Raw genomic sequence first — 18,488 nt, 5'->3', positions numbered from 1 at the left:
AAAATATTGATTAACGAGTTAAAAATTTTAATTTACACCATTAAAATACTTTTAAGTGTAAAAATAATATTTAGTAACTCGTTACCAGTCTCTTTAAACTCAGATCAATTATTACTTACGCTGGGTAAAGTAGTGATATTAGTTTGATTATTAAACTTTTGTTTCCAATTCAAATCACAAATGCCATCAGTTGGTGAAAACGCTGTAGGGGCGGTTAAAAGCAACCTGCGTATTTCTTGATGATTCGACTCATCACAGGCTAATTTGAGTTTGTCTAAAAACGGATCTAATTCTGCCCATGGCATTTTAACTTCTTGGGCACTTAAGATTCTAGGGTGATCTGTCCCAATAACATTATCCCCTATAAGCAGCTCTTCAAAAAGTTTTTCACCTGGTCGCAGGCCAGTACATTTTATTTCTATATCACCATTAGGGCGTTTTTCGTGTTTAACCTCAAGCCCTGATAAGTGAACCATTTTAGTTGCTAAATCTTTTATTTTTACAGGCTCTCCCATATCGAGTACAAATACATCACTACCAACTCCCATTGCGCCTGCTTGAATAACTAACTGAGCAGCTTCTGGAATCGTCATAAAATAGCGAGTGATGTCTTGATGAGTTAGCGTTATAGGGCCACCTGCTTTAATTTGCTTTCTAAATAATGGTACAACAGAACCCGACGATCCTAAAACATTACCAAATCGCACCATGGTAAAGCGAGTCGTACTTTGAATTTCAGATAATCCCTGCAGTACTAATTCAGCCATGCGCTTTGTAGTGCCCATTATATTTGTTGGACGAACTGCTTTATCTGTTGAAATTAAAACGAATGTTTCAACTTTAGTATTAATTGCCGCAGTGGCTATATTGTATGTACCGTAAACATTGTTACGTACACCTTCAACAACATTATGTTCAACTAAAGGAACATGCTTATATGCAGCAGCATGGTAAATAGTTTGAACATTAAAAGTAGAAAATGTTGATTCAACAAGTTTTTTATTTTGTATTGAGCCTAAAATTGGCAACACTTCAATATTTAAATCGTTAGTAATACAGTACTCTGATAGTTCTTTTTCTATTGCATATAACGCAAATTCAGATAGTTCAAATAGAACTAATTTAGTAGGCGTGTTTTTTATAATTTGTCTGCATAATTCAGAGCCAATCGAACCACCAGCACCAGTAACCATTACTACCTTGTTGGCTATATTTGCCGACATTAAATCTTCGCGTGGTTGAACAGAATCCCGACCAAGCAAATCGTCTATTTCAACATCTTTAACTTCATCGAGGTTAGTTGTTCCCGAAACAATATCGGCCATGCCAGGTATGGTCATAACTTGCAGTTTAAACTTCTCTATCGCGTTTAGTACTTCTTTTCGTCGGCTTCTTGATGCACTAGGCATCGCAAGTAAAATTTTACTCGCGCACTTTTGCTTTGCAACTTCAGCTATTTGCGACGGTGCATGAACGCAAATACCTTGAATTAAAGAAAAGTGTTTTTTTGGATCGTCATCTATAAAAGCAACAGGTGAATATTCAGGGCCATTTGCCAAGGCTGTTGCAAGTTGCCGACCTGCAGAGCCCGCACCGTATATAATTACGCTTTCTTTACGACGCATAGTTACTTGACCAACTACAGCTCGTACCGTTAGCCTTGCACCACCAACAAATAAAATACAAAAGCTTGCATAAATAAAAGGCACTGTTCTTGGTACTGGAGCACTCAGAAAAAAAGATAATACGGTTAAATAAACAGTCGATAGTACAACGCCCGCGATAATAGCCCACATTGCTTGCGTGTTCATGTAGCGTAATACAGCTCTATATAATCCGAGCCTTACAAAACTTAATAAACTAAGTGGTAGCACAGCAGCAAGCAATATCCAGGTGTGTGTGTTTTTTAGCATTGCGGTACTGTCGAGCCTTAGTAAAAAAGCGAGCCAAAAAGCAGCAATAATAAAAATACTATCTATAACAAGAGAGACAACTCTTTTTTGGTGGCGAGGTAAATTAACTAATAGTTTAAAAAACACAATACATTTCCCTGAAGCTAGCAGTAATACTACTATTTTGTTAATTACAATTTTACTACAAGACGAACAACTATCGCACTTAATAGTTAAAGACTATATGTAAATATTTATATAGTCTTTATGTATTTGGTTATTTTTTGTAAAAGAACGTTACCAACGCGTGTTGAACTTTTGGTTATAAAGATGCCAAAACTAAAACTTCTTTTATAGCCTGGATCGTCTTATCCACTTCCCCTTTAGTTAATGTTGGATGGACTAAAAACATAAGTGAAGTTTCTCCCAGCTCTACTGCATTTGGTAAACGTTTATTAGGGCGCCATGGGGTGTTATCAAATGCTTTTTCTAGGTAAACCTCAGAACAACTTCCTTGAAAGCACGGTACACCACGCTCAACTATTTCGTTTACTATACGGTCGCGATCCCAACCATCAGCTAAGTACTTAGGTTTAACAAACATGTAATGTTTATATTCAGCATGTTCAATGTGCTCTGGTACTTTAACTAAGCGAATACAATTAAAGTCGCTTGCCGCTTGATCGAGCAATGCGCCATATGTTTGACGTTTAGCAGTCCAGTCACTCATACGTGTTAATTGAATGCGGCCAAGTACAGCTTGCATTTCTGTCATGCGCCAGTTTGTACCAAAGCTTTCGTGAAGCCATCTAAATCCCGGTGGATGTTCACGATTATATATGGCATCAAAGCTTTTACCGTGATCTTTGTAGCTCCACATCGCAGACCATAACTCCTTAGAGTTAGTGGTTACCATGCCGCCTTCGCCACCTGTAGTCATTATTTTGTCTTGGCAAAAACTCCATGCACCTATGTGACCAATGCTTCCAACAGAACGGCCTTTGTATTTAGCACCATGCGCTTGTGCACAGTCTTCAATTACATAAAAGCCATGCTCTTTACTCAATGCCATTATGTCGTCCATTTCAGCAGGCATACCTGCTAAATGCACAACAATAACTGCTTTAGTCTTAGCCGTTAGTACTGCTTTAATACTTTCTGCAGTAATTGCTTGGCTATTTAAATCAACATCAGCAAAAACAGGTGCAGCACCTGCGGTAACAATACTCGAGGCAGACGCTAAAAAGGTACGCGGTGTCGTTATTACTTCATCGCCAGCGCCTATATTTAATGCTTTTAAGGCAAGATCGAGTGCTAACGTGCCATTACCTAACGCTATGGCATATTCACTATCTGCCCATGTTGCAAATTCTTTTTCAAATTCACGACCCTCAGTGCCCGTCCAATAATTTACTTTGTTAGATAAAATAACGCGGCTAACTGCATCGGCTTCTTCTTGTGTAAAGCTAGGCCATGGGGAAAATGGGGTATTTAACATGCAATTCCTATAAGATTTAAAAAAGCTTAACTATTATCTGAAACTTTAGTGCAAGGAGAGCCATAAGCAATTACGCCAGATGGTATATCTTTAACAACTAAACTACCTGCACCAATTAATGTATTGTCGCCAATATTAATAAGTTGTTTTACTTTACTTCCAATACCTACCCAACTACTTCGCCCGACGCAAACTCCGCCAGCTAATGCGGTGCCTGGGCAAATATGCGTAAAGTCATCTATTTTACAATCATGCTCAATTATAGCTGAAGTATTAATTATACATCCACGGCCTATTACTGCAAAAGCGTTAATAACAGCATTAGCAGCTATAACAGACCCTAAATCTATTTGAGCATATTTACTTATAACTGCAGTCGGATGTATTAGTATTGGAAGTATATAGCCACTTTTGACTAACGTTTTTATTTTTACTTCTCGGGTCTTATTATGACCAATAGCAACAGCAATATTTATCTTGGTGCTAGGTACATTAAGCAAGTCTGAAAATGTACCTACAACAGACCAATGCTTTATATTTTTTTTATTAGGGTAAGCATCATCATAAAAAACAACACTAAAACCTAGTTGCTCCGCAATATCAGCTATTATTTTACCGTGGCCACTAGCCCCTAAAATAGCCAACGTTTTTACAGCTGGCTTAGTCATTATTAGAGCCTTTAAATGGCTCAATGGTTACATGCCCATCAGCACTTATTCCTTCACGTACAAAAACTTTTTTTACAGTAAGTAATAAAATTTGTAAGTCGAGAAGAAAGCTTTGATTTTCTACATACCATACATCAAGCTTAAACTTTTCATCCCAGCCAATTGCATTACGCCCGTTAACTTGTGCCCAACCGGTTATACCAGGTCTTACATTGTGGCGCTTAGCTTGTTCTGGGTTATACAGCGGTAAATATTGCACTAATAAAGGTCGAGGTCCAACTAAGCTCATATCGCCTTTTAATACATTAAATAAACCTGGTAGCTCGTCTAAACTCGTAGAGCGTAAAAAAGCACCAAACTTCGTCATACGCTCATTATCAGGCAGCAAGTTACCGTGTTTATCCTTGCCATCGAGCATGGTTCTAAACTTCACCATTTTAAATATTTTGCCACTCTGGCCTGGGCGATCTTGAGTGAATAATATAGGTGAACCTAATTTAAAACGAATTAGTAAAGCAACCACAATTATTAATGGTAATAAAGTAAGTAATGCGCTCAGAGCAACTATAAAATCAAAAAAGCGTTTCATTTTTAACCCCAGTAACCCAAGTTACCCATTTATCGGCTAAGTTATGGCGATTAAAATCACGCTTAGCCAAAGCTTGTGCTCTTTCACCCATTTCAGGTAATAATTCTTTATTATTTGCTGCATTTTCTAATGCGTCAGCAAATGCTATTGCGTTATCTGGTTCAATTGCATAACCGCAATTATTATCTTTAATCATACCGGCTAACCAACCTGGGTAATTATTAAGGACTGGTAAGCCAGCTGAAATATAATCAAAAAATTTATTTGGCGATGTACCGTAATAAAAAGCAGGAATATTTGCTAATAACTGTAAGCCTATATCAGCTCCTTTCATTAGCTCGGCTAGTTTTCTTTTATTAACAGGAGGGTGAAATATTACGTTATCCAAGCTTTCTAATTTAGCTCTAGCTTGCAAGCTTTCCTTTAACTTACCTTGACCAACAAAAATTAGTTTAATATCGTTACGATCTCGTTTTTTTAGTTCAGCTGCTGCATCTAATGCAGCATCTAAGCCGTTAGCCTGCCCATGGGTGCCAGTAAATACAGCCATTAAATCTTTATTCTCTACTCCCTCAGGCCGCCAAGGAGCTACACCACCAGCAAATATAGTTAAGTCACATCCATTTGGGACAATTTCAACTCTACTTGCTTTCACACCGCGTTTTTTAATGCCTTCAACAATACCAGGCGACAATCCTATACAACGATGAGCAGAGCGATACGAACACCATTCAAGCATAGACATTGCAGCTAACACTAAAGGGTTTTTTATTACGCCCATCTCTTTTGGCAATTCAGGCCATAAGTCCCGAACCTCAAATACGAAAGGTTTACCTCGTAACCAGCGTGCAAATATGCCGGGTATTCCAGCAGTCAGAGGGGTTGTAGTGGCAAAAATAACGTCATATTTGTACGTTAGCGCAATACCGATACTCTTAACTGCAAACTTTAAAAATGTACCTGCGCGTTTCACTAAACCATCTGTATTAGAATAAGCTAAGTCAAATTCAATTATATGAATTCCATCTACCACGCCTTCTCTGCGACCTTTTATAAAATTTGGGGTTAAGCCTGTTTCTCCCCCTCCATAACTGCCGCAAACCATAGTCACTTGGTGTCCATGTTTTAATAATCGCTGTGCCATCTCATAAGAACGGATACCAGTAGAGCCACTAGGCGTGGAAAAGTGTTGGTGAAAATATAAAACATTCATAATTAAAATTTTACTTCCGTAGTCAGTGTTCCAGGTTCGCTAACTTCTATTTTTAGTACTGGAATTTCAGATTCTTGGTGGTAATAACGCGATTCAAAGCCTGTAGTTAGTTCAATGCGTTTAATACTAATATCTGCTGAAAAATTAATTGTACAAAACTCACTTTTAAGAGTGTCACCTACAAGCTTCCAATCTGTAGGAATAAGTCTAAACCTCAACACTGCCTTTTGTTTAAATCCACTTACGGTGTCTTGTATCGTTAACATACCTGGCTTTAATTCAATAGTTCGTGAGTGTTTACAACCAAATCGATCTTTGTAACCTGCAGTAATTTTTTGTTTACTTTCTGAAGCTACTAAGCTTTTCTTTATTGATGTTTTTAGCCAGTCACCTAATAAAAAACGACTTATGCGCGGCATTTGCTCATGTGAATCAAATTCAACTGTATTATGGCTTTTTACCCCGCCATAATAATCAATATATTTTTGCCCAGCATTATAACTAAATGTTCCACCGTCTCGAAATATATTTTGCCCATTTAGCCAAAAGTCTACATGTAAAGCATCGCATTGGCTGGGTCTAAATTTAAACATAGGGTAGTTAAAATAAAGCGCAGCATTAGTAACAGTAAAATAGGTATAACCGCCGTCAGTAAAGTCTTTTGCAACTTTATTTGCTATACATCGATTAGGTTTTTTAAATTCGAGCCATTCAAGTGGTGCGTTAAAGTCACCGCTAAAATCATATGCTATTTTATTGATAAATAATGTACTAGCAAGCTGAACACTAGGCCTAAAGTCCCTGCAGTCGGTACTTGTTAACGGAATTAAACGTGCTCCATCGTTAGCGCCAATATTTGGAGCATCCCCAGTTTGAGAGTCTGTAAAATAAAACAACCACTTAGTAGCAGCTTTTAATTTTGCATATAAAAGATCAGAAAAAGGAGATAAGCCATGCTTTACACGCCACGCTTCTACCAAACTATAGGAATCGAGCATCACTCTATGATAATTTACAGAGTGTTGACTAAAGCTTCCGTCTGTTTCAATTAATTTATTAGCCCTATTCTCAAGCCACTTTAGACCTTGCTTTTGCCATTTCAAACCATCATTTTCGCCATTTAATACAAGCCAAGAGCCACCAATATAAAGTGCTGCAGCTTCAGATGTACCATGGTTGTTATCTTGCGCTACCGCATACATGATAGTAGGCGATATTCTCTTTAAATGTGCTTTTATTAAACTTAATAGTGCGGGTGCTGTATTTTGGGTTTGTTTTAGTAACAAGGCGGCTAGAGCTAAATGCATCACTCTTATTGACGTCTCTTGTCCACACTTCCAATTAACTCCGTTGTAGGGAGGGTTATTGTTAACCCAGTCAGTAACCCAGTCATTTAATTTAATAAAAGCGTTTTTATCGCCGGTTGCTACTTGTTGAGCAAAACCAACGATCCAATCAAAACGTGACGCTTCCCACACACCTTTAATATCACCTAATTGAGAATCAAAATCAGGAATTTTCCACCAAGCTCGCATAGGATCATCGACTATCATTCCGGAAAAAACACTCTGGTGCCAGTTTGGCACATCAGAAGAGTTTTTAAAGATCCAACCAAAATAACACTCTTGATTGCTAGTTTTTAAATCTGCATTAGTTAATCGCTCGGGAACTCTAAAAAAAATACCTCGTTTAATTTTTGATTGGATTTTTTTTACTGGGTTTATTCCGAATTTAATTCCTAAACGATAATTAAAAATACTAACTAAATTTCCTAACCTTAGGGCATATGCTGTCTTTATTTTAGTGATAATCATTTTAATTATACTTTAATTTCTATTGTATTTTTATTTGCCCATAAAACAAAATTCAAAACCTTCCACAGAAGAAAACCATAATTACCAGTACCAGCTTTTTGCATCTCATAAAGTCTTTTAACTTGCTTAACATCAAAAACATTAGGATTTCTATCATTGAAAGATTGTAAGTTATCAAACAGTAACGAACTAAGGGCATTGGTAACCCAAAAAGCAAAGGGAACCCCGAAACCTGTTTTTTTTCCATACAATATTTCGTTAGGAATGATTCCGTCTAAGCTTTTTTTCAACAACCATTTCTGATGCCCTCCAGGCGTTTTTATTTTATTGGGGATACTTTGAGCAAATTGAACGAGATCATTATCTAAAAATGGTACACGCACTTCTACACTTGCAGCCATCGTCGATCTATCTACTTTTTCAAGAAAAATATCGGGTAAAATAATCATCGAATCAATTAATGCCATTTGATCACTTAGAGGGCTTCCTGCTAGCCTGCTTTGACACTCTCTATATCTTATAAAAGGATCATATTTAGATATTCTATTAATAAATGAACTTGAAAACACTTGTAATGGGCTGTGTTTTTTATCTTCTACAGTTAATAATAAAGCCATCATTTCAGCCTCAGAAGGCGCTAACAGAGCATTAATATAGCGTTGTCTAACCCAATAAGCTTTATTTTTATGACTAAATTGATTAGCAAAACCCCCGACTTTAGCTAATAACCGCATCTTAGAAATGTTACCTAACGTATTATATCTCTTATAACCACCATATAATTCATCACCTCCATCCCCCTGCAGTACAACTTTGGTATTATCCTTAACACTTTCACATAATAAATATAAAGGAATGTTTGCTGCATCAGAAAAAGGGTGGTCATGATGGTGCACCATCTTCTCTACAACATCTGCCACATCAAACCCTGAGATATGTAGTTCATGATGATCGGTATTAAATTTTTTAGCCAAAGCCTTCGCTTTAGGTAGCTCATTTACACCTTTGTCAAAATCGAATCCAACGGAATAAGTAGACAACCTTTTGTCATAATTTCTTGAGGCAAAGGCTGTAATTGCACTAGAATCTATACCTCCAGATAAAAATACGCCAACAGGAACATCACTTACTAATTGTCGACAAACTGCTTGTTCTAATAATTCAGTGTTTTTAACAATTAACATGTCAATATTTACTAACTTATTGGTAGGTAAACTCGGTTTCCAATAACAAGTTTCTTTAACATCAAGTGAATCAAGATTAATTTCTACGTAATGTCCAGGAAGTAAAGTTTCCACCCCCTTATATAGAGTTTCTTTACCTAAAGGGCTACCATAATATAGCCACTCATGCACTTTACTATCGTTCAATTCAAAAGCTCTATTTTCTGCAATAATTTTTATTGCTTTCATTTCAGAGGCAAAAAATATACCTTCATTAGTTTTATTAAGATAAAGAGGTTTGATACCTAGCCTATCACGTACTAGCCAAAGTTTTTTTTCTTGGAGATCAACAATTGAAAATGCGAACATTCCATTAAACTCTTCTATTACTTTAATACCAAGTAGCTCAATAAGTTCTAATATAACCTCGGTATCAGATGAAGAGACTAAGTCAGTTAATTTATATTTATTAGCTAATTGTTTAAAGTTATAAACCTCACCATTATAAGAGATAACATATCGCTTACTACGACTACACATAGGCTGGTTTCCTTGACTTGTTAAATCAAGAATACTCAAACGTACATGGCCTAGCATTAGGTTCTCAAAGGTATATACCCCGGCATTATCAGGGCCGCGATGAGAAATACTATCTAAGGCCTCTATTAGTTGGCTCTCATTACCTGAAGGTTCTAATTCAGGAAAATATATTGCTCCGGCAATACCACACATTTTTAATTCCTAAAATTTTTATATTAACTAACTCAGCTAAATTGCTAATCATTCTTTTAAGCTTTAATTAGCCATTATCTATCGTGAAATAAATTTTATACGTTGATGAATCACAGTAAAGTTACATTTACAAAAACCATTAAGCTCAATTATGGTTACCTGTCCTGTAAGCCTAATTAATTGAAAGCAAGTGTTGAATTAGTGTCTCACAATTAGTTTTTCTATTATGTCGTTCATTCACTATATTTAGCGAATTAATAGAATGTATTTCTAATAAGCCCGGATTATGCAAATAATTATTTATCGCAGTTGCCAGTGAAATAGAATCTTTAATTTTAACAATAAAACCATTTTTCCCATCAATCACGCTTTCTGATATAGCACCTACATTTGTGCTCACTATCGGCAGAGCATTTGCCATAGCCTCTAGAATTGAATTGGGAAAACCTTCATTGTAAGAGGGTAAAACAAATAGATGAGATTGCTTTAAAAAGGCTTCTGTTTCTTCAGTACTTTTCCAACCATGAAAAGTCACTAAATCTGAAATATTTAAACTCTCACTATAAGTTTTGGCTTCCTTTAAGTCTACTCCTCCACCAACAATATCAACTGTAAATTTTCTAATAGAGATATCAAGTAAAGAAATAGCTTTAATAAATTCAAATATGCCTTTAGCTTTAACGACACGAGCTACCATAACAATTTGAAGAGTAGCATGATTAGGAAATATTATAGGGTGTTTTACTATGCTGCAACTTACAGGCAACCAATTAGGAATCACCTGTATTCGTGAAGATTCAACACCAAAAAGTAATAAGTATTCTTTAAGGCTCTGGCCTTGAACAAATATAACTTTGACTTTTTTCAAAAACGTTGAAATCAAACGACCTTTTAAACTACTAGGGCTTATATTTAATATTTCATTATTTCTAAAACCTAATGCGAGTTGGCATCGAGTTAAAGATAACAAAATAAAACGTTCCATTAGCGAATTAAATGAACCAGTAAAAGCCAAAACAATTGATTTTTCTTTTTTGGAAAGATTTATTACTCTTTTAATTCGTGCTAAAGCGAAAGTTACCTTACTCCACCGTGACTGTTGAGTGCTTAGAGGTGTAGTATTAACAATAGCAAATGGATACTCAATTTCATTTAAATAACCAATTAATCCCGCGGCGGCAGTATATTGACCACCAGCCTGAACAGTGCTTTTGGCGTCTGGTTGCGGAACATATAAAATAAGTTTATTTGGCACTTTACTAATTTCCAATAACTAAGGAATAATCCATTATGAATTTAAAAATAATTAACAATACTTTTATGAGTATTCACTCAGTTCTATATTTTTTTATTACTTTGGCTGGCATCCCCGCAACAGTAACATTATCTTCAACATCATTTATAACTACCGCATTCGCACCAACTACTACATTATTACCTATACGGACAGGGCCTAAAATTTTAGCACCAGTTCCAATAAACACATTATTACCAATAATTGGAACGTGCTGATTTCTAGAATGCTCTCCTCTACCACCAATAGTTACACATGTTCCAATATTACATGACTGCCCTATGATTGCAGAACCGTGAATAACAACTCCACTACCGCCATAAGCAAAACATGTGTTTTTGCCAATTTTACAAGAAGCAGGAATATATGCCCCCCAAATAATTCTATTAATCATCACTAGTAATTTAGGTATGACTGGTACTTTTAGAAGATATAATCGATGGTAAATTAAATATAATAAATAAGGTAGTTTACTCAAGTACAGTCTCCAAGCTTGAACCTTTATAAGGTGGATTACTAATATAATTTCGTTTAATAGCTAAACAGCTTGTAATTTTTTCAGCTAATTCTATATGATTATTAACTGAGCATGTAAAACCATTTTTACCATCATGTATTAACTGCTCAACAACTGGTACACAACGCGTTGCGACTATTGGCGTGTTCAAGTAATAATTTTCCAGTAAAACATTTGGAAACCCCTCTCTTCTTGAAGATAAAATAAAAAGATCGGAATGCGCATAAAAAGCATATGGGTTTTCTATAAATCCTTCGAATACAACGTGTTCAGTTAAACCTAAATGTTTTGTTAGTTGACTTAACTCTTTAAATGCACCTCGATCATCACCTAAAATATGTAATCTAAAATTTGGACATGTTTTTATTACCTTTGGTAACGATTTAATAAGAGTGTCAAATCCCTTTTCCGTTCTCAATCTTCCTGAAACAACAGCAGTTGTTTTACTAGAATCGAATGGAGAAGGATATCCCGCACACTTATCAATATAAGAAGCATCTATTGGGTTATTTAAAACATTAATTTTCTTATCTGCAATAAAAAAACATTTTATTGCATCTGCCTTCATTTCTTCTGTTTGCGCAATCACTACATCAGCAGAGTTAAAGCCTAAAGAAAATAGTAGCTGGCTAAACTTTCCATATTGCTTATATTTCATATCCAAGGAAGGCGTTCCTTGCATTCGAGCAATATGGTAAAAGCGATTAACAAGAGGTTTTATCGCCATTAATAGTGTTGCTACTCTAGAATGAGTAGAATAAACCACATCTGGAGATATCTCTTTAACTTTGTTTAACAGAGGCCACCAAGATTTATAGGTGCTGTTTGTAGTTATATCGATCAACTCTACATTCTTAGGTATCAAATGAAGTAAATCTTCTGTTTTTTTAAACACCAATAAAGTTACAGCATATTTATTAAGATCAAGCTGCCGTAAATAATTTACAGCAACCCTTTCTGCTCCACCACTGTTTAAATTGGGTAATATAAATAATATTTTGCGCTTAAGCAATTTCACACCTTGTTCAATAAAAATCTAAATCGTTTTAATTTTCCAAGAGATCTTTTTATAGAAGATCACCCAAGAATAAAATAATATTATAAATAAAATCAAATATATATTTGATTTAAGTATAATAGATGGATCTCCATTAGTACTTTGCCACGGTATCATAAAATAAATAAAAGCAAAGTAAGGTGAAAATAATACATTCGACCGGATCATTTTTTCACCGTGCTTTTGGATTGTGGCCAATACAAAACCATACATAAATAACATGAAAAATATCATATATACTCCACCACCGTACCAAAATGAAGCTATTAGTCCAGGAGGTCTGCCACCTTCCTCACTGCCTGAAATATTTTTTGTATTAACTTCCGTTATCCTTGGTTGCTTTTTCGTATTAAATATTTTTGAGGGAATAACATTTAATGGTGCGGTTAAAAAGTGTTTAAAATAGTTCAGTTCAGTCTCATTTTCTAAGAGATAATCTATACTTTCATAAGGATGTGAAAACTCTGAGATAAAACGCGATCCTGCTGCATTTTTTTTATCCTCATATGTTGAGAACGAAAACTCAAAACTCCCACTATCTATAAAGTTAGCTGTATGCTTAATCAACACTTTTCCATAAATAATAAATATTAAAAGTATTGGTAATAAAACAAGAGTCGATATCAGTACTTTTTGAGCAAATTTCACACCTTTTTTATGTGATTGAAAAAAAAAGTAGGCGTAAATAAACATTAACAAAGTGATAACTATCGCTCCTCTACTAGCATTTACAATTGCAAATACTAATGTTGCAGCAATTCCTAAAAAAAACATTATCTTATATTTTATTTTATGATCGGTCCCTGATAACAAGCGATAAAAAGAGACACAAGAAACGATTTTTGAGAGTGCGACAAAGTATAATAAAAATCCCCAAACTCCAATACTTTGTGTACCACTATCTGTGTACCTCAACTTTGCTCCACTTATTAAAGCCTGCAGCAAGCCACCAAAAGACTGTATATAAACAAATAATGAGAGTAATGATAGCAATAATATAAAATAAAGAAGAGATAATTCTATTTTTTCATTAAAATCAATTAAAATTGTTGATCTAAAAGTTTTCACCTTCCCGCCAAAAAAAATTCCAAGAGCTAAGGAGGAAAAAGCAATAAATATAAACACAGGATATAGAAAACTGATAGTTTTTTCGAAAAAGAAAACATCCAAAAATGGAATAATCACATATATAAATGTAATAAAAACTATAAAAAAACTGACTAAAGAAAATAAGCTTTCTCTTCGTATTATATAGGTGAAATATAATATGAAAAAAAAAGTGAAAAAAAGTAATATGAAGCTCATATTCTAATTTATTTCCTTTAATATACTTTCCACACGAGAGTACCAAGAATAATTTTCAGCAAAATCTTTAAGAGCATTATTGCCAATATCGCTTGCTATGTGGGGTGCGCTTCTTACTAAATCTAATTTTTTCGCCCAATCATTAGCATCAATAGGATTGCAAAATAGAGCATTACGATTATGCTCCAATACCTCATGTAAAACGGGTAAATCGGAACATAATATCAGCTTACCTGCAGCCATATATTCAAATACTTTTAATGGCGACATCCACTGAACTGTATTGCCACCTCCTCCAGAGACTGCAACACTACTTTGGTATGGAGCTAATAAAACATCACAGCTAATTCTCATGCGTTCAGCTTGGTTTGGAGTTACAAAACCATGAAAATTAATATTTTTGTTCTTAGAAATGTTTTTCCAATACGAAATATCAGCTTCTGTCCCTCCAATAATATGAAAGTCAGCCCATGCAGATAAAGAAGCTAATTCAATAATGATGTCGATCCCTCTACCTGGATAAAGGTGTCCTAAATATCCGACTTGAATGCGTCCAGAGTCCGCTTCCATATTAAGTGGCTTTACTTCATCACCAACAGGATCAGCTCCATCAGGAGCTACAATAACCTTACCACTTAACTGAGGGTATTTTTCAAGGTAATATTCTTTCAATGAATGCGTTATCACAACTAGAGAAGAGAAGCTTTTTTTCGAGATCATAGATTTGAACATACGTGCCTCTAAACTAGTATCGGAGGCATCACTAACTGGAGAATGAGATTCAAATATTACTTTTTTACAAATCAAACTAGAAAAAAAGGCAGCATATAAGTGGCGGCAAAATACGAGATCAACATCCATCAGACTTGATTTTAGTGCAGATAATAAACCATAAAAATATGATTTGCCTTTAACATACTTCAACCACGAAAACTTCTGTATTCTAAATGATTTTTTCACACCATAATATTGATAAATATCGATAATATCTTTTTCATAATCATTTTTTTTATCTGAAGCAAATAGAGTTATTTCATGACCCAAATCAGAAAATGCTTGGCAAACCTTCATTACGTGGATGCTATTAGCTGCACGTGAAGGTATGGTCGAATTAGATATGTATACAATTTTCATTTGGGTACCTTGGGTAATCTTTAACTACAATTAACTTAATTATCTATATATTATTCAATACAGAAAATTCTGAGCTATTCTTTAATCAACGCTTGATAAGTTAATCTCTAAAGAAGACATATTAATAATTGCATCAGCGTAAATGGCATTGTGGTTTTTATGGTTTCGTAATACGTCAATAGGGTTAACTTTTAAACCCAAGTCTCGTGTTGCTAATTTAGTAAGCAACATGTCCAACAAATTATATAATGCTTTATCATCACAGATTCTACGATTAAAATTTTGATAGTTCACTGTTTTTTCTTTCAATGTATTAAACCGGTGCATTCCACGCCATAGTTTAGCTAAGGTAGGGTTAGTATTTAATTTAAGCCCATAGTTATTTTTACAAGGAAGGTTAAATGCTACAGGAAATGCATTAATTAAGAATTCATTATAATAAGACTGCTCCCTACGGCACTCTATAGGCAATGAAAGCATGTGATTAAACCAATCAGCTTCAATAAATGGAGACTTGCAGTTTAATTGCTTAGGCATAACATGTGGATAAACATATCGTAGTTGCCTTACCTCAAAATCCAAATATTCGTCTTTAGTAATCCCACTTGAAACAAGCTCTGAAAACTTTACTATCTCGTTAAGATTGGGTGCTTCAAAATCGTACAGGGAGCAACTTCTAACCATTTGGTTTTTCCTTATAAACTTCTGAAACAACTGTTCATTATTTATACTAGCCACTTTTGGTAAATGAGAACCTGCTAAAGGGTCTCCCATAAAACCTACAAGAATCAAATCACTATTAAAAGTATTTTTAATTTCATCATATGGGGGATGATAAAACAATGTAGTTTGATAATCGAACATTGAAGCTGTTGCATATAAAGAGCTCTCATCAAAGTTATACTCTGATAGTTCGTAAGAATTACAAGTAACTCCTAGCTTCTTACTTATACTTTTACCTATCTCAAAATCATAACTGGACTTTGTTCCAAAAGTATATGTTTTGATTTTATCAGCACTTCGAAGCTCCAAAAGCCCAGCTAGTAAAGCTCGACTGTCGAGCCCCCCGCTTATAGGTACAACTATATCATCATTAGTATCACCTATACACCGCTCCAAACAAGACATAAATATATCTTTTGTAGTTTTATAATCAGGCTTTTTAGCATTGGAAGATATTTGTGAATAATCAAACTTAATACTTGGAGTGTATGTAATATCGTAACCAAAATTAAGAAAACTACCTATAGAAAGCGGGTTATTAATATCAATCATTGTTAAGTCTCAAAATATATATTTCACTATTTTCTCGATCCGAGATATAAATATTATTATTGGACACGTCAAGCCCATGTAATTCACCATCGACGCTATAGCATGCCTTCTCAAGGCCACTTGAGATTTCAAAAATATGTAGGTTAGACATAGATATTACTGCAAGTAAGTCATTTTCGATAATACACGCACAAAAAGGTTTAAAATTAACACTTGAAGGCTTCAAGAAGATTTTCGAAAAGGTACCTAAATTGTTTAGCCTGTATACAGCACCTTTAGATTCAATACAAAATATAACACCATTTTCATAAGGTGTTATATTCGCTAAACGTCCACTTTCAGGAGGGTAAAGCTCCTTTATGGGTTTTAATTCTTTATCTACAAAAGACAATACATTTCTATTTTTTTGAGTAAATATAAAGCCGTTCTTGTATGGAGCTACTCCATTCGGTTTATTAACATCAAAAAATCGTTTCGAACGTAATTTAAAAGATGATGAGATAAAGTAAGCAACATTATGGGAAAAATTGGTTTTCACAGTATGCTTGATATTACAAGCCTTAAAGTGAGTATTTATATAAGAACCTGAAATAGACATTCCTTTTATAAATTTAGCAATACTTTTTAATTTCGATGATGTTGGAGCAAAAAAGCCAAGCTCGGTAATATGTCTATTATTGGTATACTTCAATAACCTGTGATTATGCCAATCACTAACAAATAAAGAAACCTTTTTCCCCTCTCTAAAAGCTTTAGCATGTACGGGTTCCCTAAATTTATATTTACCATAGCCACAAACCCCTCCAACAACAACCTCATCATCTAAAGTCGAAAGATTTAGCTTAGATATGCAGTTCATCAAAGAGCTTGTATAGTAGATCGAGCCATCCAAAATTGAGATGCTGTTCACTAGTTTATTTTTTAATCGGATTTTCCCGGTTAACTCTAATTCCACTTTAACACTTCCTAATTAATCCCTAACCTCTAATATATAACAAAGAAACTAATGCCCATAGAAATGAGAAAAAACAAAATTGAAATGCTATTGTTATAAGGAATATGCTGATTTTTCTGAGCCAAATAATAAATTATATAAAAGCTAACTATCATACCAAAAAGATAACCCAGACCGCCAGCAATAACGCCAAGCTCGTTAACAAGCAGATATGAAAAACATAAACTGACTCCTCCACCAGTAATAGTACCAAATGAATTAACATAAGTTTTTCTTGCCCAAGCATTACCAACAGCAACTATATTTATTGCCCCTTGCCAAAGGTATCCCAATAGAATTAACAAAATTAAGCTTTGGTTTAATGCTCTTTCATCAGCCCCTAGTAATAAAATCAAAAAAGGGGATGAAATATAAATAAGAAAAATCGCTAAACTACCAAAAGCCCAATAAACATTTAAAGACTTCGCAAACATCAAATGAGAATTATTTTCTCCAATTTTCTTCATACAATAAGGATCCCAAGCTGTTCTAAATGCTTGAAGTAAAACCATAAATACCATCGCAACCTTAAGAGATAAACTATAAACCCCCAAATCAAAATCTGATGACTGATCTGCAATCACTAAACGCCCAGATGAAGCTAGTAACCATCCAGCTAAACTTGAGATTGCGATAGGGACTCCATAAGAAATTATTTCTTTTAAGTAATTAGATGGCTTGCTCAAAGATACTAATTTTCGGATATAAAATGAAGATATAATCCCCAGAACAAACTGAGCAAGTGCAATACCATACAACACAGATAAAGCGCTTGATTCGTATAAATGTATGAATATTATCCCTAACATAGCCGTCAGTAACACACTCAGCAAACTAAGAGTCACGTATTGCTTAGCTTGATGCTCCATTCTTAAAATAATTGTATTCAATGAAAATAACTGCCTAGGAAAGATAGCTAATACAATCGGTAGCAAATAATCAAAACGTATTTCGATAATTTGAAAAGGAATTAAGAATATTAAAAAAAACAATATGAGTAAAAAAACATAAGTCACAAGATATATTTTAATCGCTGAGCTTATGAGATCTTTTAATGTATTAGCTTTCTTGCATTCGTAATAGCTTCTCATAACTCCCGAAACCGCCTGTGCTTCACATATAATAAACACAGCCATCCCAATTGTTACGTATAAATCAAGAACTCCAAAGCCTTCAATACCTATTATGCTGATATAAATAGGTATAACCAAAAGTGGAGCAAATTTTGAGATAACGCCTGTCAATCCATATAGGATTGACTCCTTTAGCAACGCGCTTTTAACGATTCTTGTAATTAACGACAAAAAAAAAAATTCCCAATTCTAATACATAAAAAGTTATTA

General features: G+C 34.6%; 15 protein-coding genes. All 15 read right to left on the bottom strand.

The genetic code is table 11. From position 1 onward, the window contains the following. Positions 1-104: 104 nt before the first annotated feature. Positions 105-2,039: a polysaccharide biosynthesis protein gene (locus PX700_RS10855; protein WP_479520709.1), complete on the bottom strand. Its 1,935-nt coding sequence runs from the start codon at positions 2,037-2,039 to the stop codon at positions 105-107. A 175-nt stretch (positions 2,040-2,214) separates the two neighbouring features. Continuing rightward, positions 2,215-3,390 carry a DegT/DnrJ/EryC1/StrS family aminotransferase gene (locus PX700_RS10850; protein WP_479520708.1) on the bottom strand — a complete coding sequence of 392 codons (1,176 nt, stop codon included), beginning with the start codon at positions 3,388-3,390 and terminating at the stop codon, positions 2,215-2,217. Between the two features lie 26 nt (positions 3,391-3,416). Beyond that, a complete protein-coding gene (locus PX700_RS10845) occupies positions 3,417-4,058 on the bottom strand; it encodes an acetyltransferase (RefSeq protein WP_479520707.1) in 642 nt (213 codons plus the stop codon). Beyond that, positions 4,051-4,647 (bottom strand): sugar transferase, encoded by a 597-nt coding sequence (locus PX700_RS10840; protein ID WP_479520706.1) that lies wholly within the window; start codon positions 4,645-4,647, stop codon positions 4,051-4,053. Before PX700_RS10840 ends, PX700_RS10845 begins: the two co-directional genes overlap by 8 nt. Further along, positions 4,631-5,860, bottom strand: a complete 1,230-nt coding sequence (locus PX700_RS10835) for a glycosyltransferase family 4 protein (protein WP_479520705.1) — start codon at positions 5,858-5,860, stop codon at positions 4,631-4,633. Before PX700_RS10835 ends, PX700_RS10840 begins: the two co-directional genes overlap by 17 nt. A gap of 2 nt (positions 5,861-5,862) precedes the next feature. After that, positions 5,863-7,413: a heparinase II/III family protein gene (locus PX700_RS10830; RefSeq protein WP_479520704.1), complete on the bottom strand. Its 1,551-nt coding sequence runs from the start codon at positions 7,411-7,413 to the stop codon at positions 5,863-5,865. Between the two features lie 266 nt (positions 7,414-7,679). After that, a complete protein-coding gene (asnB, locus tag PX700_RS10825; protein ID WP_479520703.1) occupies positions 7,680-9,569 on the bottom strand; it encodes an asparagine synthase (glutamine-hydrolyzing) in 1,890 nt (629 codons plus the stop codon). A 172-nt stretch (positions 9,570-9,741) separates the two neighbouring features. Beyond that, a complete protein-coding gene (locus PX700_RS10820; RefSeq protein WP_479520702.1) occupies positions 9,742-10,824 on the bottom strand; it encodes a glycosyltransferase family 4 protein in 1,083 nt (360 codons plus the stop codon). Positions 10,825-10,897: 73 nt separating this feature from the next. Beyond that, positions 10,898-11,341 (bottom strand): serine O-acetyltransferase, encoded by a 444-nt coding sequence (locus PX700_RS10815; protein WP_479520701.1) that lies wholly within the window; start codon positions 11,339-11,341, stop codon positions 10,898-10,900. Next, positions 11,334-12,392: a glycosyltransferase gene (locus PX700_RS10810; RefSeq protein WP_479520700.1), complete on the bottom strand. Its 1,059-nt coding sequence runs from the start codon at positions 12,390-12,392 to the stop codon at positions 11,334-11,336. Before PX700_RS10810 ends, PX700_RS10815 begins: the two co-directional genes overlap by 8 nt. A 24-nt stretch (positions 12,393-12,416) precedes the next feature. After that, positions 12,417-13,742, bottom strand: coding sequence for an oligosaccharide repeat unit polymerase (locus PX700_RS10805; protein ID WP_479520699.1), 1,326 nt, complete (start codon positions 13,740-13,742; stop codon positions 12,417-12,419). A 3-nt stretch (positions 13,743-13,745) separates the two neighbouring features. Then, positions 13,746-14,876, bottom strand: a complete 1,131-nt coding sequence (locus PX700_RS10800) for a glycosyltransferase family 4 protein (RefSeq protein ID WP_479520698.1) — start codon at positions 14,874-14,876, stop codon at positions 13,746-13,748. 81 nt (positions 14,877-14,957) lie between these two features. After that, a complete protein-coding gene (locus PX700_RS10795) occupies positions 14,958-16,151 on the bottom strand; it encodes a hypothetical protein (RefSeq protein WP_479520697.1) in 1,194 nt (397 codons plus the stop codon). Beyond that, positions 16,144-17,106, bottom strand: coding sequence for a hypothetical protein (locus PX700_RS10790; RefSeq protein ID WP_479520696.1), 963 nt, complete (start codon positions 17,104-17,106; stop codon positions 16,144-16,146). The genes PX700_RS10795 and PX700_RS10790 overlap by 8 nt, the downstream gene beginning before the upstream one ends. 29 nt (positions 17,107-17,135) lie before the next feature. Next, a complete protein-coding gene (locus tag PX700_RS10785; RefSeq protein ID WP_479520695.1) occupies positions 17,136-18,449 on the bottom strand; it encodes a lipopolysaccharide biosynthesis protein in 1,314 nt (437 codons plus the stop codon). Positions 18,450-18,488 lie beyond the last annotated feature (39 nt).

The sequence above is a fragment of the Pseudoalteromonas sp. TP27 genome (assembly GCF_056470645.1).
Note: the sequence above shows the minus strand (reverse complement) of the source record. Positions and strands in the feature narration are given on the sequence as shown.